General features: G+C 66.4%; 21 protein-coding genes and 2 tRNA genes. 17 read left to right on the top strand and 6 right to left on the bottom strand.

The annotated features are described in order from the left end of the window. Position 1: 1 nt before the first annotated feature. The 7 genes from ACIQ7H_RS07400 (at position 2) to ACIQ7H_RS07370 (ending at position 7,964) form a co-directional block, all read left to right on the top strand. Positions 2-1,225, top strand: coding sequence for a JmjC domain-containing protein (locus ACIQ7H_RS07400; protein WP_395789941.1), 1,224 nt, complete (start codon positions 2-4; stop codon positions 1,223-1,225). A 4-nt stretch (positions 1,226-1,229) separates the two neighbouring features. Then, positions 1,230-2,180 carry a GNAT family N-acetyltransferase gene (locus ACIQ7H_RS07395; RefSeq protein ID WP_395789939.1) on the top strand — a complete coding sequence of 317 codons (951 nt, stop codon included), beginning with the start codon at positions 1,230-1,232 and terminating at the stop codon, positions 2,178-2,180. 89 nt (positions 2,181-2,269) lie between these two features. After that, entirely contained in the window at positions 2,270-4,276 is a 2,007-nt protein-coding gene (locus ACIQ7H_RS07390; protein WP_395789937.1) for an acetyl/propionyl/methylcrotonyl-CoA carboxylase subunit alpha, read from the top strand. Then, positions 4,273-4,905: a hypothetical protein gene (locus ACIQ7H_RS07385; RefSeq protein ID WP_395789935.1), complete on the top strand. Its 633-nt coding sequence runs from the start codon at positions 4,273-4,275 to the stop codon at positions 4,903-4,905. Before ACIQ7H_RS07390 ends, ACIQ7H_RS07385 begins: the two co-directional genes overlap by 4 nt. Beyond that, positions 4,902-5,816 carry a hydroxymethylglutaryl-CoA lyase gene (locus ACIQ7H_RS07380; RefSeq protein WP_395789933.1) on the top strand — a complete coding sequence of 305 codons (915 nt, stop codon included), beginning with the start codon at positions 4,902-4,904 and terminating at the stop codon, positions 5,814-5,816. The genes ACIQ7H_RS07385 and ACIQ7H_RS07380 overlap by 4 nt, the downstream gene beginning before the upstream one ends. A gap of 931 nt (positions 5,817-6,747) precedes the next feature. Continuing rightward, positions 6,748-7,260, top strand: a complete 513-nt coding sequence (locus ACIQ7H_RS07375) for a sensor histidine kinase (protein ID WP_395789931.1) — start codon at positions 6,748-6,750, stop codon at positions 7,258-7,260. Continuing rightward, positions 7,257-7,964, top strand: coding sequence for a response regulator (locus tag ACIQ7H_RS07370; protein WP_395789929.1), 708 nt, complete (start codon positions 7,257-7,259; stop codon positions 7,962-7,964). The genes ACIQ7H_RS07375 and ACIQ7H_RS07370 overlap by 4 nt, the downstream gene beginning before the upstream one ends. A 202-nt stretch (positions 7,965-8,166) precedes the next feature. On the opposite strand, the gene ACIQ7H_RS07365 is transcribed toward ACIQ7H_RS07370, so the two are convergent. From ACIQ7H_RS07365 to pmbA, 6 genes are all read right to left on the bottom strand, one after another. Continuing rightward, positions 8,167-8,243, bottom strand: a tRNA-Arg gene (locus ACIQ7H_RS07365). Positions 8,244-8,409: 166 nt separating this feature from the next. Beyond that, a tRNA-Ser gene (locus tag ACIQ7H_RS07360) sits at positions 8,410-8,502 on the bottom strand. 84 nt (positions 8,503-8,586) lie between these two features. Beyond that, on the bottom strand, positions 8,587-8,796 hold the full coding sequence (gene csrA, locus ACIQ7H_RS07355; RefSeq protein ID WP_395789927.1) for a carbon storage regulator CsrA: 210 nt from the start codon (positions 8,794-8,796) through the stop codon (positions 8,587-8,589). Between the two features lie 202 nt (positions 8,797-8,998). After that, entirely contained in the window at positions 8,999-9,487 is a 489-nt protein-coding gene (locus ACIQ7H_RS07350; protein ID WP_395789925.1) for an NUDIX hydrolase, read from the bottom strand. Between the two features lie 110 nt (positions 9,488-9,597). Then, on the bottom strand, positions 9,598-10,035 hold the full coding sequence (locus ACIQ7H_RS07345; RefSeq protein WP_395789923.1) for a DUF4870 domain-containing protein: 438 nt from the start codon (positions 10,033-10,035) through the stop codon (positions 9,598-9,600). A 102-nt stretch (positions 10,036-10,137) separates the two neighbouring features. Then, positions 10,138-11,496 (bottom strand): metalloprotease PmbA, encoded by a 1,359-nt coding sequence (pmbA, locus tag ACIQ7H_RS07340; RefSeq protein ID WP_395789921.1) that lies wholly within the window; start codon positions 11,494-11,496, stop codon positions 10,138-10,140. 38 nt (positions 11,497-11,534) lie between these two features. On the opposite strand from pmbA, the gene yjgA reads away from it, so the two are divergent. The 10 genes from yjgA (at position 11,535) to rseP (ending at position 21,379) form a co-directional block, all read left to right on the top strand. Then, the gene (yjgA, locus tag ACIQ7H_RS07335) at positions 11,535-12,119 is read left to right on the top strand and encodes a ribosome biogenesis factor YjgA (protein WP_395789919.1); all 585 of its coding nucleotides are present in this window, start codon (positions 11,535-11,537) and stop codon (positions 12,117-12,119) included. 26 nt (positions 12,120-12,145) lie between these two features. Then, positions 12,146-13,267: a methyltransferase gene (locus ACIQ7H_RS07330; RefSeq protein WP_395789917.1), complete on the top strand. Its 1,122-nt coding sequence runs from the start codon at positions 12,146-12,148 to the stop codon at positions 13,265-13,267. 125 nt (positions 13,268-13,392) lie between these two features. Continuing rightward, a complete protein-coding gene (gene htpG / locus ACIQ7H_RS07325; RefSeq protein WP_395789915.1) occupies positions 13,393-15,285 on the top strand; it encodes a molecular chaperone HtpG in 1,893 nt (630 codons plus the stop codon). Beyond that, a complete protein-coding gene (locus ACIQ7H_RS07320) occupies positions 15,282-15,695 on the top strand; it encodes an RNA-binding S4 domain-containing protein (protein WP_395789913.1) in 414 nt (137 codons plus the stop codon). Before htpG ends, ACIQ7H_RS07320 begins: the two co-directional genes overlap by 4 nt. Positions 15,696-15,825: 130 nt before the next feature. Beyond that, positions 15,826-16,554, top strand: coding sequence for a UMP kinase (gene pyrH, locus ACIQ7H_RS07315; RefSeq protein WP_395789911.1), 729 nt, complete (start codon positions 15,826-15,828; stop codon positions 16,552-16,554). Positions 16,555-16,659: 105 nt separating this feature from the next. Next, entirely contained in the window at positions 16,660-17,217 is a 558-nt protein-coding gene (frr, locus tag ACIQ7H_RS07310) for a ribosome recycling factor (protein ID WP_395789909.1), read from the top strand. Between the two features lie 26 nt (positions 17,218-17,243). Then, positions 17,244-18,008 (top strand): polyprenyl diphosphate synthase, encoded by a 765-nt coding sequence (gene uppS / locus ACIQ7H_RS07305; protein ID WP_395789907.1) that lies wholly within the window; start codon positions 17,244-17,246, stop codon positions 18,006-18,008. Next, entirely contained in the window at positions 18,005-18,820 is an 816-nt protein-coding gene (locus ACIQ7H_RS07300) for a phosphatidate cytidylyltransferase (RefSeq protein ID WP_395789905.1), read from the top strand. Before uppS ends, ACIQ7H_RS07300 begins: the two co-directional genes overlap by 4 nt. Further along, positions 18,817-19,986: a 1-deoxy-D-xylulose-5-phosphate reductoisomerase gene (locus tag ACIQ7H_RS07295; RefSeq protein WP_395789903.1), complete on the top strand. Its 1,170-nt coding sequence runs from the start codon at positions 18,817-18,819 to the stop codon at positions 19,984-19,986. Before ACIQ7H_RS07300 ends, ACIQ7H_RS07295 begins: the two co-directional genes overlap by 4 nt. A 31-nt stretch (positions 19,987-20,017) precedes the next feature. Next, complete coding sequence (gene rseP, locus ACIQ7H_RS07290) at positions 20,018-21,379, top strand: RIP metalloprotease RseP (RefSeq protein ID WP_395789901.1); 1,362 nt, start codon at positions 20,018-20,020, stop codon at positions 21,377-21,379. Positions 21,380-21,386: the final 7 nt, after the last annotated feature.

The following is a 21,386-nucleotide window of genomic DNA, read 5'->3' as shown; positions in this document are numbered from 1 at the left end:
AATGGCCCGCACGCTAACAACCCGCACCGCCGCCAGCGTCCTGCCGATCGAAGTGCAGGCCACGGCCAAGCAGCGGCTCGGCATGTCGGCCGCACAGTTCCTGCGCGACTACTGGCAGAAGCGCCCGCTGCTTATCCGCGGCGCCTTCGCCGGCTTCGATTGTCCAATCACGCCCGAGGACCTGGCCGGTCTGGCCTGCGAGGACGGCGCGCTGGCGCGGCTGGTGCTGCACGACCGCACGAAGGACCAGTACGCGCTGGAAACCGGCCCCTTCGCCGAGGACCGCTTCGCCAGCCTGGGCGAACGCGACTGGACACTGCTGGTGCAGGACGTCGACAAATGGGACGGCGACGTGCGCGCCTTGCGCTCGGCCTTCGACTTTCTGCCGCGCTGGCGGATCGACGACATCATGATCAGCTACGCGGTGGCGGGCGGCTCGGTCGGCCCGCATGTCGACCAGTACGACGTGTTCCTGCTGCAGGGCCTCGGCCATCGCCGCTGGCAGATCGATGCCGACCCGAATGCGCCCAAGGACTTCCGCGATGGCGCCCAGCTGCGTCTGCTGCGGCAGTTCAACCCCAGCCATGAGTGGCTGCTCGGCCCCGGCGACATGCTGTACCTGCCGCCCGGTCTCGGCCACCACGGCGTCGCCGAGGACAGCTGCCTGACGCTGTCGCTGGGCATGCGTGCGCCATCGCTTAATGAGCTGGTCACCGACCTCGCCGACGAGCTCAGCGCCGGCCTTGGCGAAGAACAACGCTTCACCGACGCCGATCTGCAGCCGGCGGCAGACCCGGCCGAGATCGACGCCGCCGCGATCGCCCGCGTACGCGCCAGCCTCGCGCCGCTGCTGGCGATGGACGATGCCGCACTCGCGCAGTGGTTCGGTCGCTTCATAACCGCATATCGCAACGCCGGCACGCCGCAGCCGGCACCGCGCCTGCCGACTCGGCCCGAGCTTGAAGCCCTGTTGGCCGCCGGTGGCGAACTGGTCTGGCACCCGTTCAGCCGCGTCGCCTGGGGCCGCGCTGGCCGCGGTGCGCAGCTGTTTGTTCATGGCGAGACCTATGCCTGCACACTGGCCGGCGCCAAGCGGCTGGCCCGCGGCGATGCGCTCAGCGGTGGCAACTTCGAAGCGCTGAAGCCGATCGACCGCGATGCCGCCTGGGCGCTGGTCCAGGCGGGGCATCTCATCGCCCAAGCCGTCCGGAAGTCACGTCGCTGAGTCCATGACTACGCCGATCCCCGAAGGCTTCCGCGTTGAGCCCGCCGACTACCGGCGCGATTTCGACACCCTGCGCGCGATCCGCGACGAGGTGTTCGTGCGCGGCCAGAACGTTCCGCTCGAAATCGAGCTCGACGCGCTGGATCCACTCTGCCAGCACGTGCTGGCGCGCGCCGAAGACGGCACGGCCATCGGCACCGGGCGGCTGATGCCCGACGGCCGCATCGGCCGGATGGCGGTAGTGTCCAGCTGGCGCGGCCGAGGTGTCGGCGGGGTGATGCTTGAGCGCCTGGTCGAGATTGCGCGCAGCCGAGGCATTGCGGAAGTCGAGCTGCACTCGCAGGTTCACGCCTGCGCGTTCTATGTCCGCCACGGTTTCGAAGCCTATGGCGAGAATTTCTGGGAGGCCGGCATCGAGCATGTGCACATGCGCCGTGCCCTGGCGGCGGATGTGGTCGAGCGCAGTCCCGGCCCGGTCGAACTCAAGATCGAATCCGAGCATCAGGCGCGCGCGCTCAGCCTCGAGCTGCTGCAGCAGGCGCGCTATCGCCTGAGCATCTTCAGCCGCGATCTCGACCCACTGCTGCTGGGCACACCACAGGCGCTGGAGGCATTGCGCAGTCTGGTGGCGCGCGGCCGTGGCGTGGAGGTCCGCATCCTGCTGCAGGATGCCGCCAGCACCCTGCGTGACCTGCATCCCTGGCTGCCCCTGCTACAACGCCTGACCAGCCTGATCCAGGTCCGCAGCGTGATCGAGCCGGTCGACCGCCAGAACCCCAGCGCCCTGCTGCTGAACGATGCCGGCGGCTACTTCCACCGGCCGCTCGCCAGCCGATTCGAAGGCACCGCCAGCCTGCGGGCCGAAGGCCGTCGCCGTCAGCTGCAGAACGAATTCGACGAACTGTGGGAACGCGGCGAACCCAGCAGCGAGCTGCGCGCGCTGAGCGGGCTCTAGGGCCACATAGCCAAGCGCGAGCGAATCCCCGAAACTAGCGCGCTGTAGCGGCGCCGCCCCTGCGCGCCGCGCTTCGCGAGATGTCCCGCATGCCGTTTGCCTCCGTTCTGATCGCCAACCGCGGCGAGATCGCCTGCCGCATCATCCGCAGCTGCCGCGCGCTCGGCATTCGCACCATCGCGGTCTACTCCGACGCCGATGCGTCCGCCCAGCATGCGCGGCTGGCCGATGTCGCCGTGCATATCGGCGGCTCCAGCCCGCGCGAGAGTTACCTGCGGCCGGAGGCGATCATCCAGGCCGCACTCGCCACCGGCGCGCAGGCGATCCATCCGGGCTACGGCTTTCTGTCCGAGAACGCCGACTTCGCCGATGCAGTGGTGCAGGCCGGGCTGGTGTTCATCGGCCCGTCTGCAGCGTCAATGCGCAAGATGGGCTCGAAGGCCGGCGCCAAGGAACTGATGCAGGCGGCCCAGGTGCCGGTGGTGCCCGGCTACACCGGCGAGGACCAATCGCGCGAGCGGCTGGCGGCCGAAGCCGAACGCATCGGCTATCCGCTGATGATCAAGGCCGCCCACGGCGGCGGCGGCAAGGGCATGCGCATCGTGCGCTCGACTGCCGAATTTCTGCCCAATCTGGACAGCTGCCAGCGTGAAGCGGCCAACGCCTTCGGCCGCGACCGCGTGCTGCTGGAGCGCTATGTCGAAACCCCGCGGCACATCGAGATCCAGGTGTTCGGTGACAGCCACGGCACGGTGATCCATCTGAACGAGCGCGAGTGCTCGGCGCAGCGTCGCTACCAGAAGGTGATCGAGGAATCGCCCTCGCCCTTTCTCACCCCCGACCGCCGCACCGAGATGGGTGCTGCGGCCGTGCTGGCAGCGCGCGCGATCGACTACGTCAACGCCGGCACGGTGGAGTTCATCGTCGGTCCAGGCGGTGATTTCTACTTCATGGAGATCAACACCCGGCTGCAGGTCGAACATCCGGTGACCGAAGCTGTGACTGGGCTTGACCTGGTCGAATGGCAGCTGCGCGTCGCTGCCGGCGAGCCGCTGCCGCGCACGCAGAAGCAGATCGAAAGCCGCGGCCACGCGATCGAAGTGCGGCTGTACGCCGAAGACCCCGAAGCCGGCTTTCTGCCCGGCTCCGGCCGCATCGATCGGCTTGAGCTCCCCACTGGCCTGCCCGGCGTGCGCATCGATGCCGGGGTGATCGAAGGCGACACCGTAAGCGTGTTCTACGACCCGATGATCGCCAAGCTCATCGTGCACGCTCCCGACCGGCCGCAGGCGCTGGCCCGCATGGGCGATGCGCTGGCGCGCTCGCGCATCGAGGGGCCGAAGTCGAACATCGAGTTCCTGGAGCGCCTGATCCGCCACCCGGCGGTGGTCGAAGCCAGCATCGACACCGGCTATCTGGATCGGCATCTCGATCAGGTGCTGCCCGGTGCGCGCACTGCGCCGCCCGCATTGGTCGCCGCCGCCGCGGCCGCGGTGCTGCTGTCGGAATCGGCCAACGTGCATGCACAGGCGCGCGGCAGTGCCGAGCCCGACTCGCCCTGGGCTCTGGCCGACAGCTGGCGCGGCGGCCACGCCGGCGACCGCCTGCTGGTGCTGGACGGCCCAGGCGGGCGCTTCGAACTGCATGTGCAGGGCAGTGGCGGTGACTATGCGGTGCGCATTGGCGAGCAGCGGATCGATGTGCGTGATGCCCAACTCGGTGCGGATGAGCTGAGCCTGCGCATCGACGGCCAGCTGCGTCGCCTGCGCTGCCGGGTCGATGGTGCCCGCGTGCTGCTGCACGACGGCAGCGAACGCTGGACCTTCAGCCAGCGCCCGGCTTTCGAGTTCGAGGGCGAAACCAGCAGCGGTGATCGTGACCGTCTGCGCGCACCGATGCCGGGCCGGATCGTGCTGGTCAATGTGCAGGCAGGCGATGCGGTCGAGGCCGAACAAGTGCTGCTGGTGATGGAGGCGATGAAGATGGAGCTGAGCCTGCGCGCGGTGCGCGCCGGCGTGGTCGAAGTGGTGCAGGTCGCGGCCGGCGACTTCGTCGAAGCGGATTCGGTACTGATCAGGCTGGAGTCCGAACAGTGATCCGCGCCCTGGCCTTGCTCGCTCTGATCTGCCTGCTCGCCGGCTGCGTCGAAACCCGCTTCGAGTCGCCGCCCGGTGAGCGCATCGAGCGCTGTGATGCGGCCTGGAAGGGCGTGTGGCTGGACCGCAGCGATGAGAGCAAGGCCTCCGGCCTGCAGGTCGATGCGAACTGCGCCAGCACCCTGCTGACCCAGCTCGAACCCGGCGGCCCGCTGCGCCCGGTGCCGGTGCCGCTGAACTTCGTTGAACACCGCGGCCAGCGCTATGTCGTGATCGCCGACGCCTCGCTGCAGGATCTGGTCAGCCTGCCGCCCGTGCACGGAATCGATCCGGTGCCTGCGCGCAGTTTCTACATCGCCCGCTACCGTCTGCGCGGCGATCGCCTCGATATCCACAAGGTCGACGACCGCGCCGCCGCCCGCATGGTCATTGATGGACTGCTGGAGGGCACGGTCTCTTCAACGCTCAACGAGCTGCACGTCTATCTGCGCGGCACCCGCGCCGATGTGCTGCGCATCGTCGGCACGGCCGGGCTGTTCGAGCGCGAGCCGTCGATTCGGCTTGAACGCAGTCGCAAGTCACTGGCCGAGATCGAGGCCGAACTGATCCGCGAAGGCAGCCGCCAATGAGCAGTGCAGACTCCAACCACGTCCGCATCGTCGAAGTCGGCCCGCGCGACGGCCTGCAGAACGAATCGACCCTGCTGCCGGCGGCACTCAAGATCGAGCTGATCGAACGCCTCGGCGCCTGCGGCCTGCAGACCGTGGAGGCGACCAGCTTCGTCAGCCCCAAGTGGGTGCCGCAGCTGGCTGATGCGGCCGAGGTATTCGCAGCGATTCAGCGCCGGCCCGGCGTGCGCTATCCGGTGCTGGTGCCCAATCTGCAGGGCTACGAGCGCGCCCGCGCCGTCGGCGTTGAGGAGATCGCGGTGTTCGGCGCGGCCTCTGAAGCCTTCTCGCAGAAGAACATCAACGCCAGCATCGCGGAAAGCCTGCAGCGCTTCGCGCCGGTGATCGAAGCGGCTCGCGCCGACGGCGTCGCGGTGCGCGGCTACGTATCCACCGTGCTGGGCTGCCCGTACCAGGGCGAGGTGCCGCTGGCCGACGTGGTGCGCGTCGCGCAGCGGCTGTTTGCTATGGGCTGCTACGAAATCTCGCTCGGCGACACCATCGGCGTCGGCACCCCGCGCAAGGCGCGCGCGATGCTGGATGCCGTGGCCGCAGTCGTGCCGATGAGCGCACTGGCGGTGCATTTCCACGATACCTACGGCCAGGCGATCGCCAACATCAGCGCCTGTCTGGACGCCGGCGTGCGCGTGGTCGATGCTGCCGCCAGTGGCGCCGGCGGCTGCCCGTACGCGAAAGGTGCATCCGGCAATGTCGCCAGCGAAGACGTGCTCTATCTGCTGGATGGGCTGGGCTTCACACACGGCGTCGATGCCGATGCCCTGGCCTCGACCGGACAATGGTTGTCGGACGCACTCGGCCGCAGCAACGGCAGCAAGGCCGGACGCGCGCGAATCGCCAGTCGCAGCGAATGATCGCTTCCGGAGCGTCCGGTCCGACATGATCTGCGTCGCCTCACGGGAGACTTCACGCACATGACGGCAGGCCAAGCGGGCAGTAAGACTTGTGCGTCAGGGTCGAGGTTCGACTGCCCAGCAACTTCGGCGACCGGGTCCGAGACAGGCTGCACAAATCACAGGCTGGGTCTGCTCGACTTCGGCACCGCAATCGCCATCGACACACCCCGCATCGTCGAGGCTGTCGGGAAACCGCGCGATGCGCGCGGAGCACTCAAGAGCAACACATGTCGGGTATGGAACACGGACAACCTGCCGTAGCGTTACCACGTTTCGACCTTCTGGCCGAGCGCAGCGGCCCCACACAGGACGCTGCTCACGTAGACCGCTCGCCGTCTGCGGGCAAACGCGAGCGGGGCCGGGGCATGCTGAGCCGACAGTGCAGGGTCGCGGCGAAGACTGAGGCACGCGGCTGGTCGGACTCTGGTCGGCGGGAGTCCGCCATCGCCCGCGCGGTTTACTCCTCCGCCAGGTTATGGGCGAGAGCGCCCGCCGTCGAGCTGCGCATCGCGAACGCACAGGCCTCGCGCGCACGGTTTTTCGTCGCACCGGCGACAGCACGCCAGGGTGCTGATCTCGCGACGGAGCAGGCCATCTGCCGCGAGGCGCATGCGCGTATTCAGGGGATGCCGAATCAGCACAACTCCATGCGCCGAGGCCGCTGAGCGTGGCATGGCTGGCAGCGTGGTGTGCACTCTGCGCATGCGCGCTGTGCGCGTGGCAGTGGCGCTCGTGTGCCCAACTTCGAACCCGCCTGAAGGCCCAGCAGCAACTGTTCACCGAGCAGTCGAAACATGAGCGCGCGCGCGTTCGCCAGCAATCCGCACTGGAAGAGCGCGAGAGGATCTATCGAGATCTGCACGACGACCTCGGCTCGCAGCTACTGCAAATGATCTACACCGCACCAACCCCGGCCTTTGCCGACCAGGCCCGTGCGGTAGTGCAGAACCTGCGCGACGCGGTCAGTCGTTTGCGTGGCGAGCCCGGCACGTTGTCGAACGTGCTGGCCGATATCGAAGCAGAATCACGCCAGCGCCTGTGGACCGTAGAGGCCGAGCTGCTGTGGGAGCAGGCCGCGGATCTGCCCGACCCACAGCTCGACTCTGGCCAAGCCCTGCACCTGCATCGGATCGTGCGCGAGGGCATCAGCAATGCGATCCGGCATGCCGCGGCCAAGCGCTTGCGCGTGCGGATCCGTCCGGACGGCGGGCAGCTGCTGCTTGACCTCAGCGATGACGGTTTCGGCCCACCCGATGCAATTCAAGGCGGGCGCGGAGTACAGGGTATGCACAGTCGCGCGGCCGAACTGCAGAGCCGCATCGACCGGACACCCGGCACCTTCGGCGGCACCAAGATCATGCTGCGCTTCCCGCTTGCGGCCACCGGCGCAGTGAGCCCATGAGCGCCCGGCTCGCACCACGCCTGGCGCTGCTCGTCGACGACCAGGTGCCCGAGCGCGCCTGGCTGCGCAATGCGTTGCTGCAGGCCTTCGCAGGCATTCATATCCTAGAAGCGGCGTCGATCGCCGACGCCTTTCAGATGCTGAAGAGGCACGCCGCCGACGCATACGGTCGAAATCCGATTGATCTGGCCCTGATCGATCTCGGGCTTCCTGATGGATCAGGCGTGCGGATCATCGAGGCGCTGCAGGAGCGCGGCGGCCACTGTCCGTGCGTGGTCAGCACCGTTTTCGACGACGACGCCCATGTATTCCCGGCGCTGCGCGCGGGCGCCTTGGGCTACGTGCTGAAGGACCTGCCCGCTGCGGCGCTTACGCATATGCTGCGCGGAATTCTCGGGGGCCAACCGCCGCTTTCACCCAGCATCGCCCGCCGCTTGCTCCGGCAGTTCCGGGCCGCACCCACTGAACGGCTCTGCGCCGAGCCCGCACACCGACAGGAGGCACTGACGCCGCGCGAATCCGAAGTACTGCAGCTGATCGCCAAAGGCTACACCGTGCAGCAGAGCGCCATCACCCTGAGCCTGTCGCCCCACGCGGCAGCCGGCTACGTCAAAGACATCTATCGCAAGCTCAGCATCAACTCGCGCGCCGAGGCGACGATGGAAGCTGCACGGCTGGGCTTGGTGGCGCGCGAGCAGCGGTGAGTGCGGCGCATCCGACGATCTCGCTCAAACACGCCTTCTGATCATCCGCCTGAGAGGGGATGTCACTCGATCTCATGGAAGCTCTCACCAGTCGATCGGAACGCCGCTGAACAGGTTGGACTGCCTGCGCGATGTAACGTTCGATTGCTGCGACACAAAGAAAAAGAGCCGGTCGATTGCTCGACCAGCTCTTCATCTTATTTGGCGCGCCCGGAAGGATTCGAACCTCCGACCCCCAAGTTCGTAGCCTGGTGCTCTATCCAGCTGAGCTACGGGCGCGTGAGAAGCGAAATTATGGAGGGTGTTTTTTGTTCCGTCAAGCCTGCCGGCGTATCGAATTCGATGCCTTCGGGCTGGGCGGAACACCCGTCCAGATTGCCTCGGAAAGCCCGAAATGCAGGCCTTTCAATTCGAAGGGGGCCTTGCGGCCCCCTTCGATGGCAACTGGCGGAGAGAGAGGGATTCGAACCCTCGATAAGGCTTTTGACCCTATACTCCCTTAGCAGGGGAGCCCCTTCGGCCTCTCGGGCATCTCTCCGGATTCGTTGGCTTGGCCTTCCTTCGAAGACGTCGCCGCAGAGCGAACAACTATAGCGAAGCAAGCTGAGTTGGTAAAGCCCGATCAGGCCGAATTGTTGTCGCCCTCGCTTGGCTTGCCGCCTTCAGCCCCTTCGGAGCGGATGCGCTGGTAGATCTCTTCGCGATGAACGGCCACGTCCTTGGGCGCACCGATGCCGATGCGCACCTGATTGCCCTTCACCCCTAGAACAGTCACGGTGATCGAATCTCCGATCATCAACGTCTCGCCGACGCGGCGAGTCAGAATCAGCATGTCACGTCTCCCTTGCGCCTTGTTGCAGAGCCCGGGCGCGTCCCCCGACGTACCGCAATCGCCGGCGTACCACTCCGCCCCACAGCCGTGCTGGCCATCCCTAGACACACGCGACGCGTGTGACATGAACATCGAATATAGCCAAGCCCCGAAGCCTTAGCAATTCCTGAACGAGCTGCAGCTCGATCCCGGCACCGTGGGCCTAAAGACGGCTGTAGCTCCACGACTGCATCCGCCCTGAGTGATACGGCATCACGCCGTGAAAAGGGCGTGGATCCGCATCGAACACCAGCGGCAGAAAGTGCCGGTCGCCCTCCCACATCGGCAGCTCCATCAGGCGCGAACGTTCGACCCAGACCAGATCACCCTCGGGATTCTGAGCCGGTGGCACGCCCTTGACACGGTCAATCAGAAAGATGAAGCCAAGCCAGTCCTCACCATTCTTGCCGAAGCCCGGCCAGTTGAGGGTGCCGCGCAACTGCATCGACAGACACTCGATGCCTGCCTCCTCGAAGATCTCGCGGCGCATGCCGGCAGCGATGTCTTCCAGCGGCTCCAGCTTGCCGCCAAGCCCGTTGTACTTGCCAAGATGCTGATCGTCGGCGCGCGCATTACGATGGACCATCAGCACGCGCTGGCCGTCTTCGGACAGTACGTAGCCGAGGGTGGCGACGATGGGGGTATAGGGCATGCGGAGCTGCTCGGAACGCGTGGCCGCACAGCATAGCGGCCAATGCCCCGAGCGAAAACGCGAACGCCCCGCAGCGGCGGGGCGTTCGTGGAGCGATACTTCGCGGCTGCTTACTTGATCAGTCGGAAGATGTACGGGTAGCGATAGGTCACGCCCTCGTTGGCCTTGATACCGGCCATGATCGCCAGCACCAGCCAGGCAAGTGCTAGCGCAAGGCCAGCCGGCACAGTCAGCAGAGCGCCAAGGCCGAAGGTGATGAAGGTGAACAGCATCAGACCGAGGCCAATGATCGCCAGGGTGATGTTGAAGTTGACTGCTTCCTTGCCCTGATCATCGATAAAGGCCGACTCGGCCTTCTTGATCTGCCACAGGATCAGCGGCGCGATGATGTTGGCAAACGGAATGAAGAAGCCGATCAGCGAGGACAGGTGCACGAACAGCGCAAACTGGCGCTCTTCGCCCGACGGCAGGCCGGTCTCGAAGGAACCCTGGGGGGGCTGCGGTGGCGCCGGGTTCGGCGGCAGCGGGGACTCGGGGATATCACTCATGCTCGGCTCCTTGCGGGTGACGGGTGTTGGATCAAACAGGCGGCGCGTGACGACTGCAAGCCCGCACTCTCGGCGCTCCATGCCGTGGGTGTCAAGAAACGGTCAAGCCTCCTCCGAGCCTCCGGCAACCGTCATGCGCCCGACCAGGATGGACCCGGTGCGCACATGTGACCGCAGATCGACATCGCCGCCCACCGCTTCAATCCGATCGTAGATTTGCCTGAGATTGCCGGCGATGGTGAATTCGTCGACTGGATAGGCGATCTCGCCGTTCTCGACCCAGAATCCGGCGGCGCCGCGCGAGTAGTCGCCAGTAATCGTGCTGACGCCCTGCCCCATCAGCTCGGTGACCAGAAGGCCGCGCTGGATACCGCCCAGCAAGGTTTCAAATGATTCTCCCCGGCCCTCGACCAGCAGATTGAGGACTCCACTGGCATTGCCCGTGCTACTCAAGCCCAACTTGCGCGCGCTGTAGCTGCCGAGGATGTAGCGCTGGAGCACACCGTTGCTGACCAGATCGGAATCGACCGTGGCGACACCCTCGGCATCGAAATTGGCCGAACGCAGCCCGCGCCGCAGGTGCGGGCGCTCGCGCAGGCTCAGCCAGCTGGGCAGCACCGGCTTGCCCATGTGATCCAGCAGAAACGAGGCGCGTCGATACAGGGCGCCACCGGACACCGCAGACAGAAGGTGACCGATCAGGCTGCGCGCCACTTCCGGCGCGAACAGCACCGGGTAGTCGCCGGTCTGCACTTCGCGTGGATCCAGGCGGCGCAGCGCACGCTCGGCGGCGCGGCGGCCGACCGACGCTGCAGCTTCCATGTCTTCCGCCGCGCAGCCGCTGGTGTACCAGTAGTCGCGCTGCATGCCCTCGCCTTCGCCGGCGATCAGCGCGCAGCTCAGCGAATGGCTGGTGCTGCGCTCAGCGCCGACGAAACCGTGCGAGTTGGCGTAGATCGCCAGGCTGGTGCCGGTGTTGACGCTGGCGCCATCGGCATTGGTGATGCGCGGGTCGAGCGCGCGTCCGGCGGTTTCGCAGGACAGCGCCAGCTCGATGGCGGCATCCGCGCTCAGGGCCCAGGGATGCCACAGATCAAGATCGGGGAAGCTCGTCGCCATGCGCTCGGGGTCGGCGAGGCCGGCGCAGGGATCACTCTCGGTGAAGCGTGCAATCGCACACGCCTGCTGAACGCTGGTCTCGATCGTGGTCGGATCGAGGTCCGCCGTGCTGGCGCTGCCCTTGCGGCCGCCGAAGTAGACCGTCAGCGACAAGCCGCGGTCGCGGGTGTGCTCGACCGTCTCGACTTCGCCCATGCGCACATTGACCGCCAACCCGGCATCCTCGTGTACACCGACCTCGGCCTGATCGGCGCCAAGCGCCTTGCAGCGCTTGATCGCGTCCTCGGCCAGCGCCGCCAGACGGGCCATCGATTCATCGGTATTCAAAGCCAGTGCGCCCACTCACGTATCCTTTGTCGTTTCCGCAAAGCCGCCAGCCCATGTCAAACATCGACGACAGCGAAGATTTCGAACTCGAGGACCGCGGCCCCAGCCGCAGCCAGAACCGCCGCGAGGCGCTTGCCGTGTTCGAGCTGGCCGAGCGCTTGGTGGGGTTGTCCGAGCCCCAGATCAAGAAGGTCCCGATGGACGAACACCTGCGCGCGGCCGTTCAGCATACGCGACGCATTACCCAGAACATCGCCAAGAAGCGCGAGACCCAATACCTCGCCAAGCTGTTGCGCCGTGACGACGATGCCGTGGCGGCCATCCGAGCGCACCTGGACGTCGACCGCGATGCGCAGCGCCGCGAGAACGCGCGCCTGCATCGGCTTGAGCAGCTGCGCGACCGTCTGGTGAATGAGGATGAAGCCTTTGCCGACGCGGTCGAGCTGTTCCCGCATGCCGACCGTCAGCAGCTTCGGCAGCTGGTTCGCAAGGCCCGCGATGAGCGCGCCGCCAACCGACCGCCGGCCGCCTACCGCGAGATCTTCAAGGTGCTGCGCCAGCTGGATGCAGCCCAGGCCAAGCCCACCGCCGATGCCGATGGCGGTGCTACGGACGACACCGATACCGAGCCGACCTGAACTCGCCCCGGAATTGGCGCCCGCAGATGCACTGCCCCCACTTCATTGCCGCCCGCTGCCGCTCCTGCAGCTGGATCGAGCGCGCCTACGCAGACCAGCTTGAGGCCAAGCAGACGCTGGCGCAGGCGCGGATTCAAGGCCCGCGGCTGCGCTGGCTGGCGCCGCTGGCAAGCGTCGAGTCCGGCTTTCGCAACAAGGCCAAGATGGCGGTCGGCGGCAGCTGCGAGGCACCCGTGCTCGGCCTGGTTGACCTGCAGGACCGTGCTGTCGACCTCGCCGACTGCCTGCTGTATCCGGAAGCCATCCAGCGGGCCTTTGGGCCGCTGCGGGACCTGATCCAGACCGCCCGCATCGCGCCCTACTCGCTGCAGGAACGTCGCGGCGAACTCAAGTATCTGCTGCTGACCATCGCCCCCGATGGTGCCCTGCTGCTCAGGTTGGTGCTGCGTTCGCGCGAGCCGCTGTCGCGGATCGAAAAGCACCTGCCCGCGCTGCGGGCTGCCTTGCCCGATATGGGGCCGATATCGATCAACCTGCAGCCCGAGCACAAGGCCGTGCTGGAGGGCGACATCGAACTGATGCTGCCCGGCCCCGACAGCCTGCGAGTCGAGCTCAACGGCATTCCGCTGCATCTGAAGCCACGCAGCTTCTTTCAGACCCACACCACGCTTGCAGCGGCGCTGTATGCCCGCGCCGCCGCCTGGATCCAAGCGGCACGCCCGGAGCGCCTGCTCGATCTGTACTGCGGCGTCGGCGGCTTCGCCCTGCACTGCGCCCCGCATGCCGGCAGCGTGGTCGGTCGCGAAATCAGCGCCGAGGCGATCGCCAGCGCCGAGCTCTCGCGCGCCGAGATCGGGCTTGCCAACACGCGCTTCGAAGTCGCCGATGCCAGTCGTGGCGACGCGCTGGACGGCGCGCCAGATGCCTTGATCGTCAACCCGCCGCGCCGCGGTATCGGCGCCGAGCTGTGCGCGGCTATCGAGGCCAGCGAGGTCAGGACCCTGGTCTACTCCAGCTGCAATGTCGACAGCCTGGCAGCCGATCTGGCGCAGCTGCCCAGCTTTCAGCCGATCGAGGCGCAGGTGCTGGATCTGTTCCCGCACACCGCCCACTTTGAAACCCTGGTGCTGCTGAAGCGGGGCGTTTGAGACTGCGCCGGCCGGGCCGTTGACGCACGCGCTCTTGAAAAACACCTGAATCAGCACAATTCCGGGGCCACGCGCAGCGATTGCCTTGGCGCGCCCACTTTCTCAGCCCCGCCATCGGAGACCCCATGAGCCACGCCGAAACCCATGCCTTCCAGGCCGAAACCCGCGAAGTGCTGAAACTGGTCATTCACTCACTGTACTCGCACAAGGAAATCTTCCTGCGCGAGCTGATTTCGAATGCGTCCGATGCCTGCGACAAGCTGCGCTTCGAGGCGGTCACCGATGCCAGCCTGCTGGGCGCTGACGGTGACCCGGCGATCGAGCTGGTGGTCGACAACGACGCGCGCACGCTGGAGATCCGCGATACCGGCATCGGCATGAGCCGGCAGGAGCTGATCGACAATCTCGGCACCATCGCCCGCTCCGGCACCAAGGCCTTCCTGGCCAATCTGTCGGACGCGCAGAAGGGCGACGCCCAGCTGATCGGACAGTTCGGGGTCGGCTTCTATTCGGGTTTCATCGTTGCCGACCGGATGGAAGTCATCAGCCGCCGCGCCGGCAGCGACGAGGCCTGGGCCTGGGCCTCGGACGGCAGCGGCGAGTACACGCTGGCACCGGCCGAGCGCGCGCAACGCGGCAGCTCGGTGGTCCTGCATCTGAAGCCCGAGGAAGGCGAATTCCTTCAGGAGTGGACGCTGAAGAGCCTGATCCGTCGCTACAGCGACCACATCGGCTTCCCGATCCGGATGGCCAAGCCCGCTGGCGATGTCGAAGACGGCGCCGAGGCCGTCACTGCCGAGCTTGAGACGGTCAACGAAGCGCGTGCCCTGTGGACGCTGCCGAAGACGGAGATCAAGGACGAGGACTACCAGGCCTTCTACAAGCACGTCAGTCATGACTTCAACGAGGCGCTGGCCTGGACCCACAACCGGGTCGAAGGCAATCAGAATTTCACCAGCCTGCTGTTCGTTCCCGAGAAAGCGCCGTTCGACTTCCAGTTCGATCGCGAGACCCGCAAGGGCCTGAAGCTGTACGTCAAGCGCGTCTTCATCATGGACGCCTCCGAGCAGATGCTGCCGAGCTACCTGCGCTTCGTGCGCGGTGTGGTCGATTCCGACGACCTGCCGCTGAACGTCTCGCGCGAGCTGCTGCAGAACAACCGCCAGATCGACAAACTGAAATCCGCGGTGACCCGGCGCGTGCTCGATCTGCTGGAACGCGTGGCGCGCGACGAACCCGAGAAGTACCGCGCGTTCTGGAGTGCTTTCGGCGGCGTGCTGAAGGAAGGCGTGTCGGAAGACAGCTCCAATCTGGAGCGCATCGCCAAACTGCTGCGCTTCGCCTCGACCAAGAGCGCCAATGCCGAAGAACTGTTCGCGCTGGATGACTACATCTCGCGCATGCCGGCCGGTCAGAGTTCGATCTACTTCCTGAGTGCCGACGGCTGGAATGCCGCCGCGCACAGCCCGCAGCTCGAAGCGCTGAAGGCGCGCGGCATCGAAGTGCTGCTGCTGCACGAACGCATCGACGAATGGATGTCGGGCTATCTGCGCGAGTACGCCGGCAAGTCGCTGAAGAACATCGCCAAAGGCGAGCTCGATCTCGGCGACCTGCCCGATGCGGCCGAGGCCAAGCAGAAGCACGAAGAGGCCGCCAAGGCAGCCGCGCCGTTGACCGAAGCGCTGAAGGCCGCGCTCGGCGAGCGCGTGCGGGACGTGCGCGTATCGCAGCGCCTGACCGAGTCGCCGTCCTGCCTGGTGCTGGAGGAATACGACATGGCTCTGCACCTGCAGCGGATGATGCGCGCCGCCGGACACGAGGTGCCCTCGGCCAAGCCCAGCCTGGAGATCAACCCGCAGCATCCGCTGCTGCAGCGGTTTGAAGCCGAGCCCGCAGGCGAGCGTCGCGATCAGCTGGCGGCCATCCTGTTCGAGCAGGCCCAGCTGGCCGAAGGCGCGCCGCTGGAAGATCCGGCCGGCTTCATTCGCCGTATCAACGCGCTGCTGCTTTCCGCGTGAGCGAGGCCACGGCGCGCGGCCCACAGGACAGCGTCCGTCTGGACGTCTGGCTGTGGGCCACACGCTGGTTCAAGACCCGCGCGCTGGCGAAAACCCAGATCGAGGCGCACCGGGTGCACGTCGACGGCCAGCCCTGCAAACCCTCGCGGGCGGTGCGCGCCGGGATGAAGCTCAGCATCGAGCGCTCCGGGGATCGCCATGAGATCGAAGTGCTGGGCGTGGCCGACACGCGCGGCCCAGCGCCGGTGGCGCAAGCGCTGTACAGCGAAAGCGAAGCATCGCGCACGCGCCGGCTCGAAGCCGCCGCGCTGCGCGCCGCTGATCGCGCCGGCTATCAGGCGCCGGAATCCAAACCAAGCAAGCGCGCGCGACGGCTGATCCGCGCGCTCGGCGACCTCGAAATGCTCTGAGCGCAGCTTGCGACGAGGGCTTCGTACCATCACCGCTGCAGGTAAGCCGAGGCGTGCGCGCCAAAGAGTGAAGCGCTTGTCTGCATAAACCGCTAGAATGTGGGGGTTTTGTGCCGATGGAGCCTGCCCCGTGAATACTGCGCCGCTGAAGTACCGCCGAGTCCTGCTGAAACTCTCCGGTGAGGCGCTGATGGGACGATTGGACTACGGCATCGATCCCGAGATCATCAGCGGGCTCGCGCGTGAGGTGCTCGACGTCAGTCGCGCCGGGGCGGAGATCGGCGTGGTGATCGGCGGCGGCAACATCTTCCGTGGTGCAGGCCTGGCAGCCGCCGGGATGGACCGGGTCACCGGCGACCACATGGGCATGCTGGCGACGATCATGAACGCGCTGGCGATGCAGGACGCGATCGAAAAACTCGGCGGCTACGCGCGAGTGATGAGCGCAATCAAGATCAACGCTGTCGCCGAGGACTACATCCGCCGCCGCGCGGTGCGCCATATCGAAAAGGGCCGGATCGCGATCTTCGCCGCCGGTACCGGCAACCCCTTCTTCACCACCGATTCTGCCGCCGCGCTGCGCGCGGTGGAGATCAGCGCCGACCTGATGCTGAAAGCCACCAAGGTCGATGGCGTGTACGACTCCGACCCGAAGAAAAACCCCGACGCCAAGCGCTTCGAGCATCTGTCCTACGAAGACGTGATCACCCGCAATCTGCAGGTGATGGACACCGCAGCGATCGCACTGTGCCGCGATTACGGCATGCCGATGCGAATCTACGACATGACCGTGCCCGGCAATCTGATGCGGATTCTGCAGGGTGAGCCGATCGGCACCCTGGTCGACCGCGGCGCCTGAGCGCGGCTGCGTGCTGCAGCGCAACGCAAGTGCGGGCAGCGGTGTGTGAGCTGCAACCCCCTATAATCGGCGGCCGATTGACCGCCCGTCGCAAGGCTGAAGCCCATGATCAACGACATCAAGAAAGACACCCAGTCGCGTATGCAGAAGAGCGTCGAGTCGCTGCGCACCGAGCTGACCAAGCTGCGCACCGGCCGCGCCTCGACGGCCCTGGTCGATCATCTGAAGGTCAACTACTACGGTTCCGACATGCCGCTGACCCAGGTCGCATCGGTCACCCTGGCCGACGCGCGCTCGATCCTGATCACGCCGTGGGAGAAGAACATGGTCGGTCCGATCGAGAAAGCGATCCACGGCTCGGACCTCGGTCTGACCCCGAATACCGCCGGCACGGTGATCCGCATCAATCTGCCGCCGCTGACCGAAGAGCGTCGCCGCGACCTGTCCAAGCATGTGTCGGGAGAGGGCGAAAACGCCAAGGTCGCGATCCGCAACATCCGCCGCGATGCGCTGCAGCAGGTGAAGGATCTGCTCAAGGCCAAGACGATCAGCGAGGACGAAGAGCGTCGCGCCGAAACCGACATTCAGGGCCTGACTGATCGCTTCGTCAAAGAGGTCGACGGTGTGGTCAAGCACAAGGAAGACGAGTTGATGGCGATCTGATCGGGCGCGATCCGACCCCGCCCGGCATGAACGCCGACCACTCTCCGACAGCCGCAGCGCCTCCAACGCAGCTGCCCAGGCACCTTGCCGTGATCATGGATGGCAACGGGCGCTGGGCCAAGCAGCGTGGCCGTCCGCGCACGCTTGGCCACCGTGCCGGGGCGCGTGCGGTGAACCTCTGCATTGATTTCTGCATCGCCCGCGGCATCGGGGCGCTGACTCTGTTCGCATTCTCGAGCGAGAACTGGCAGCGCCCGGTGGACGAGGTTTCGGCCTTGATGGGCCTGTTTCTGCGTGCGCTGGATCGCGAGGTCGAGGAGCTGCACCGACGTCAGGTGCGGCTGCGCTTCATCGGCGACCGCGCGACGTTCAGCCCGGACCTGCAGCGGCGGATGCGCCAGGCGGAGTCACTGACAGTCGCCAACACCGGGCTGCAGCTGTCGATCGCAGCAAGCTACGGTGGCCGCTGGGATATCGTCCAGGCAGCTCGACGCATGGCGGTGCAGGTGAGCCAGGGCGAGCTCACACCCGAGCAGATCGATGAAGCCCGCTTCGATGCGGAGCTGTCGCTGTCGGAGCTGCCGGCGCCGGATCTGTTCATTCGCAGCGGCGGCGACCAGCGCATCAGCAACTTTCTGCTCTGGCAGCTGGCCTACACCGAGCTGTACTTCACCGAAACCCTATGGCCGGATCTCGATGCCAAGGTACTGGAGGAAGCGCTGGCCGTCTTCGCCAGCCGAGAACGCCGCTTCGGCCGTACCAGCGAACAGCTGAAGGAAACCTCGACATGAATCAGCGCGTCATCACCGCACTGGTAATGGCGCCGCTGGCTGTGTCTGCGGTGTTGTTTCTGCCGACCGAACTGCTGCTGCCGCTGGTGGCGGTATTGCTGCTGCTGGCAGCCTGGGAATGGGCCGCGCTGATCGGCATTGCCAGCCCACTCGGTCGAGTCGCCGTGCTGCTGCCGCCGGCTGCCCTGATGGCCTGGCTTTCGCATCAGAGCCTGCAAAACCTGTTTCCGCTGGTGACCCTGCTTGGCTGCCTGTGGTGGCTGACGGCCTTGATCTGGCTGCTGCGTCCGCGCCTGCTCGCGCGCGACACCCTCGCGCATCGGGTCTTGAAACTGGTGATCCTGCTGCTGCTTATCGTTCCGGCCTGGACGGGACTCGCCCTGCTGCACGCAGACGGGGACTTCGGCCCGCGCTGGGCGCTGTACGCCATCGCCCTGGTCTGGGCAGCAGACACCGGCGCCTTCTATGCTGGCACGCGTTTCGGCGGCCGCAAGCTCGCGCCCAGCATCAGCCCTGGCAAGACCTGGGCAGGCCTGTGGGGTGGTTTGGCGGCGGCCCTGCTGCTGGCACTGGTCTGTTTCGCACTGCTCGGTTTGGGCCTATCACAGCTGCCGGCGCTGCTGCTGCTGACCGCGCTCGCCGCACTGGCCTCGGTATTGGGTGATCTGTTCGAGAGCGTCATCAAGCGCCAGGGTGGCGCGAAGGATTCCGGCAGCCTGATCCCCGGCCACGGCGGCGTGTTCGACCGCGTCGACAGCCTGGTCGCCGCGCTGCCGGTGTTTGCGATAGGCAAGATCTGGCTGGGTCTATGAGACGGATCGCTGTCCTCGGCGCCACCGGCTCGATCGGCACCAGCGCGCTGGACGTCATCGCGCGGCATCCGCAGCGTTTCGCGGCCAGCGTGCTCAGCGCCCACACCCAGGTCGATGCACTGCTGACGCTGTGCGAGCGCTTCCGACCGGCACTGGCGATCATTGCCGACCCCGCGCTGTTGCCCCGACTTGAGCAAGGCCTGCGCGCGCGAGGGCTGAACACCGATGCTGCTGCCGGACCGCTCGCGCTTGAACAGGCCGCCGGTTCCGAGCTCTGCGACACCGTGGTGGCTGCGATCGTCGGCGCCGCCGGTTTGCGCTCCACCCTGGCCGCGGCTGAAGCGGGCAAGCGCCTGCTGCTGGCCAACAAGGAATCGATCGTGGTGGCGGGCGCGCTGCTGATGGACGCGGTGCGCCGCGGCGGTGCTGAGCTGATTCCGGTCGACAGCGAGCACAGCGCGCTGTTCCAGTGCCTGCCGCAGCCAGCGGTTGGAACGGGATTCGGTCCCGGTTTGCGGCGGTTGCTGCTGACCGCCTCCGGCGGCCCGTTCCGCGGCCGTCGCCGCGACGAGCTCTCCCGGATCACCCCGGATCAAGCCTGTGCGCATCCGAACTGGAGCATGGGCCGCAAGATCTCGGTGGACTCGGCGACCCTGATGAACAAGGGCCTGGAGGTGATCGAAGCGCACTGGCTGTTCGGCGCGCCCGCAGAGCGCATCGAGGTCGTCGTGCATCCACAGAGCATCGTGCATTCACTGGTCGAATACCTCGACGGCTCGATGCTGGCCCAGCTCGGACCGCCCGACATGCGCACCGCTATCGCCTGTGCCCTGGCCTGGCCGCAGCGGGTGGAAGCGGGGGTCAGCTCACTCGACTTGATCCGCCTTGGCCGGCTCGATTTCGAGCCACCGGACACTGACGCGTTTCCGTGTCTGCGGCTGGCGTTCGAGGCGATGCGCGCGGGCCCTGAGGCCACCACCTGCCTGAACGCGGCCAACGAAATCGCTGTTTCAGGCTTTCTTCAGGGCCGTTTGGGCTTCCTAGGCATCCCGGCGCTGATCGAGCGCTGCCTGCACCGCTTCGCCGGCGACCGTTCCGATGGCCTGGAAGCACTGCTGGACCTGGACCGCCGGGTCCGCGACCATGCCGAGGCGCAGCTCGCTTGAACCTCCCACTCTCCTCACGACATCGGCGGACATGCAGGAAATCCTAGGCTCCATCTGGTGGATGATCGTGAGCCTCGGCATCCTGGTCACCTTCCATGAATTCGGCCACTACTGGGTCGCGCGTCGCTGCGGCGTGCGTGTACTGCGATTCTCGGTGGGCTTCGGCAAACCACTGTGGAGCCGGGTCGGCCGCGACGGCACCGAATATGTGATCGCCGCCCTGCCCTTGGGCGGCTACGTGAAGATGCTCGACGAGCGCGAGGCCGATGTGCCCACCGCCGAGCTTGACCAGGCCTTCAACCGCAAGCCGGTCAGTCAGCGCATCGCCATCGTCGCGGCCGGCCCCTTGTTCAACCTGCTGCTGTGCCTGCTGCTGCTATGGGGCATGTTTCTGATTGGCAAAGATGATTATCTGCCGCTGGTCGGGCGCGCCGACAAGGTCGCCGCCGAGGCCGGCTTCCGCAGCGGCGATCGGATCCTGTCCATCGATGGCCGCAGCATGGACACCTGGACCCACGTCGGCATGCATCTGACCGGTGCGGCGCTCGACCGGCTGCCTGTCGAGATCGAGGTCCAGGGCAGCGATGGTGTCACCCGCAGCCTCAGCCTCGACCTGGGCCGCCTGCCGGAAGGCCTGAAGGAAACCGAGCTGGTGCCGGCCATCGGCCTGATTCAACTGCAGCGCCTGCTGCCGCCGGTGGTCGGTGGAGTGAGCGCTGACAGCCCGGCGGCCCAGGCCGGCATTCGCCCTGGCGACCGTATCCGCAGCATCGATGGCCAGACGATCGGCTACTTCGACGAAATCTCAGCCCACGTCGAGAACGCTGGCGAAGTCGGGCGCCCGGCGGTGGTATCGGTCGAACGCGAGGACAGCTTGCTTGAACTCAGCCTGCAGCCTGTGCGCAATACCGAAACCGCAGAAGGCGCGGCGACGTGGATTTTCGGCGTGGCGGCAGAGCGCACCGCGGCCACGCCCGATGCGGTGCTGCGCTTTGGCCCGATTGATGCCGCCGGCGCTGCGTTCAACGAAACCTGGCGCCTGACCACCAGCACCTTCGGCATGCTCTATCGCATGGTCAGCGGCGCCGCTTCGCTGCAGAACCTGTCCGGGCCGATCTCGATTGCACAGTTCGCGAACGATTCCGCCCAGCGCGGCGTGGCCTGGTTCCTGTTCTTCTTGGCCGTGCTGTCGCTCAGCCTGTGCATCATGAACCTCCTGCCCATACCGATCTTGGACGGGGGTCACCTGCTGTATTACCTTATCGAAGCGATCAAAGGCGCGCCGGTCAGTGAGAAATCGTTGATTGCGGGCCAGTATGTCGGGATGGTTGTCCTGGGCAGTCTGATGGCCCTGGCCTTCTACAACGACATCCTGCGCGTATTCAGCTCTTGAGCCGGAA

This window comes from Aquimonas sp., from assembly GCF_044377145.1.
Taxonomy (GTDB): domain Bacteria; phylum Pseudomonadota; class Gammaproteobacteria; order Xanthomonadales; family Xanthomonadaceae; genus Aquimonas.
The sequence above is the reverse complement of the archived record's forward strand: the minus strand, read 5'-3'. Positions and strand labels throughout refer to the sequence as shown.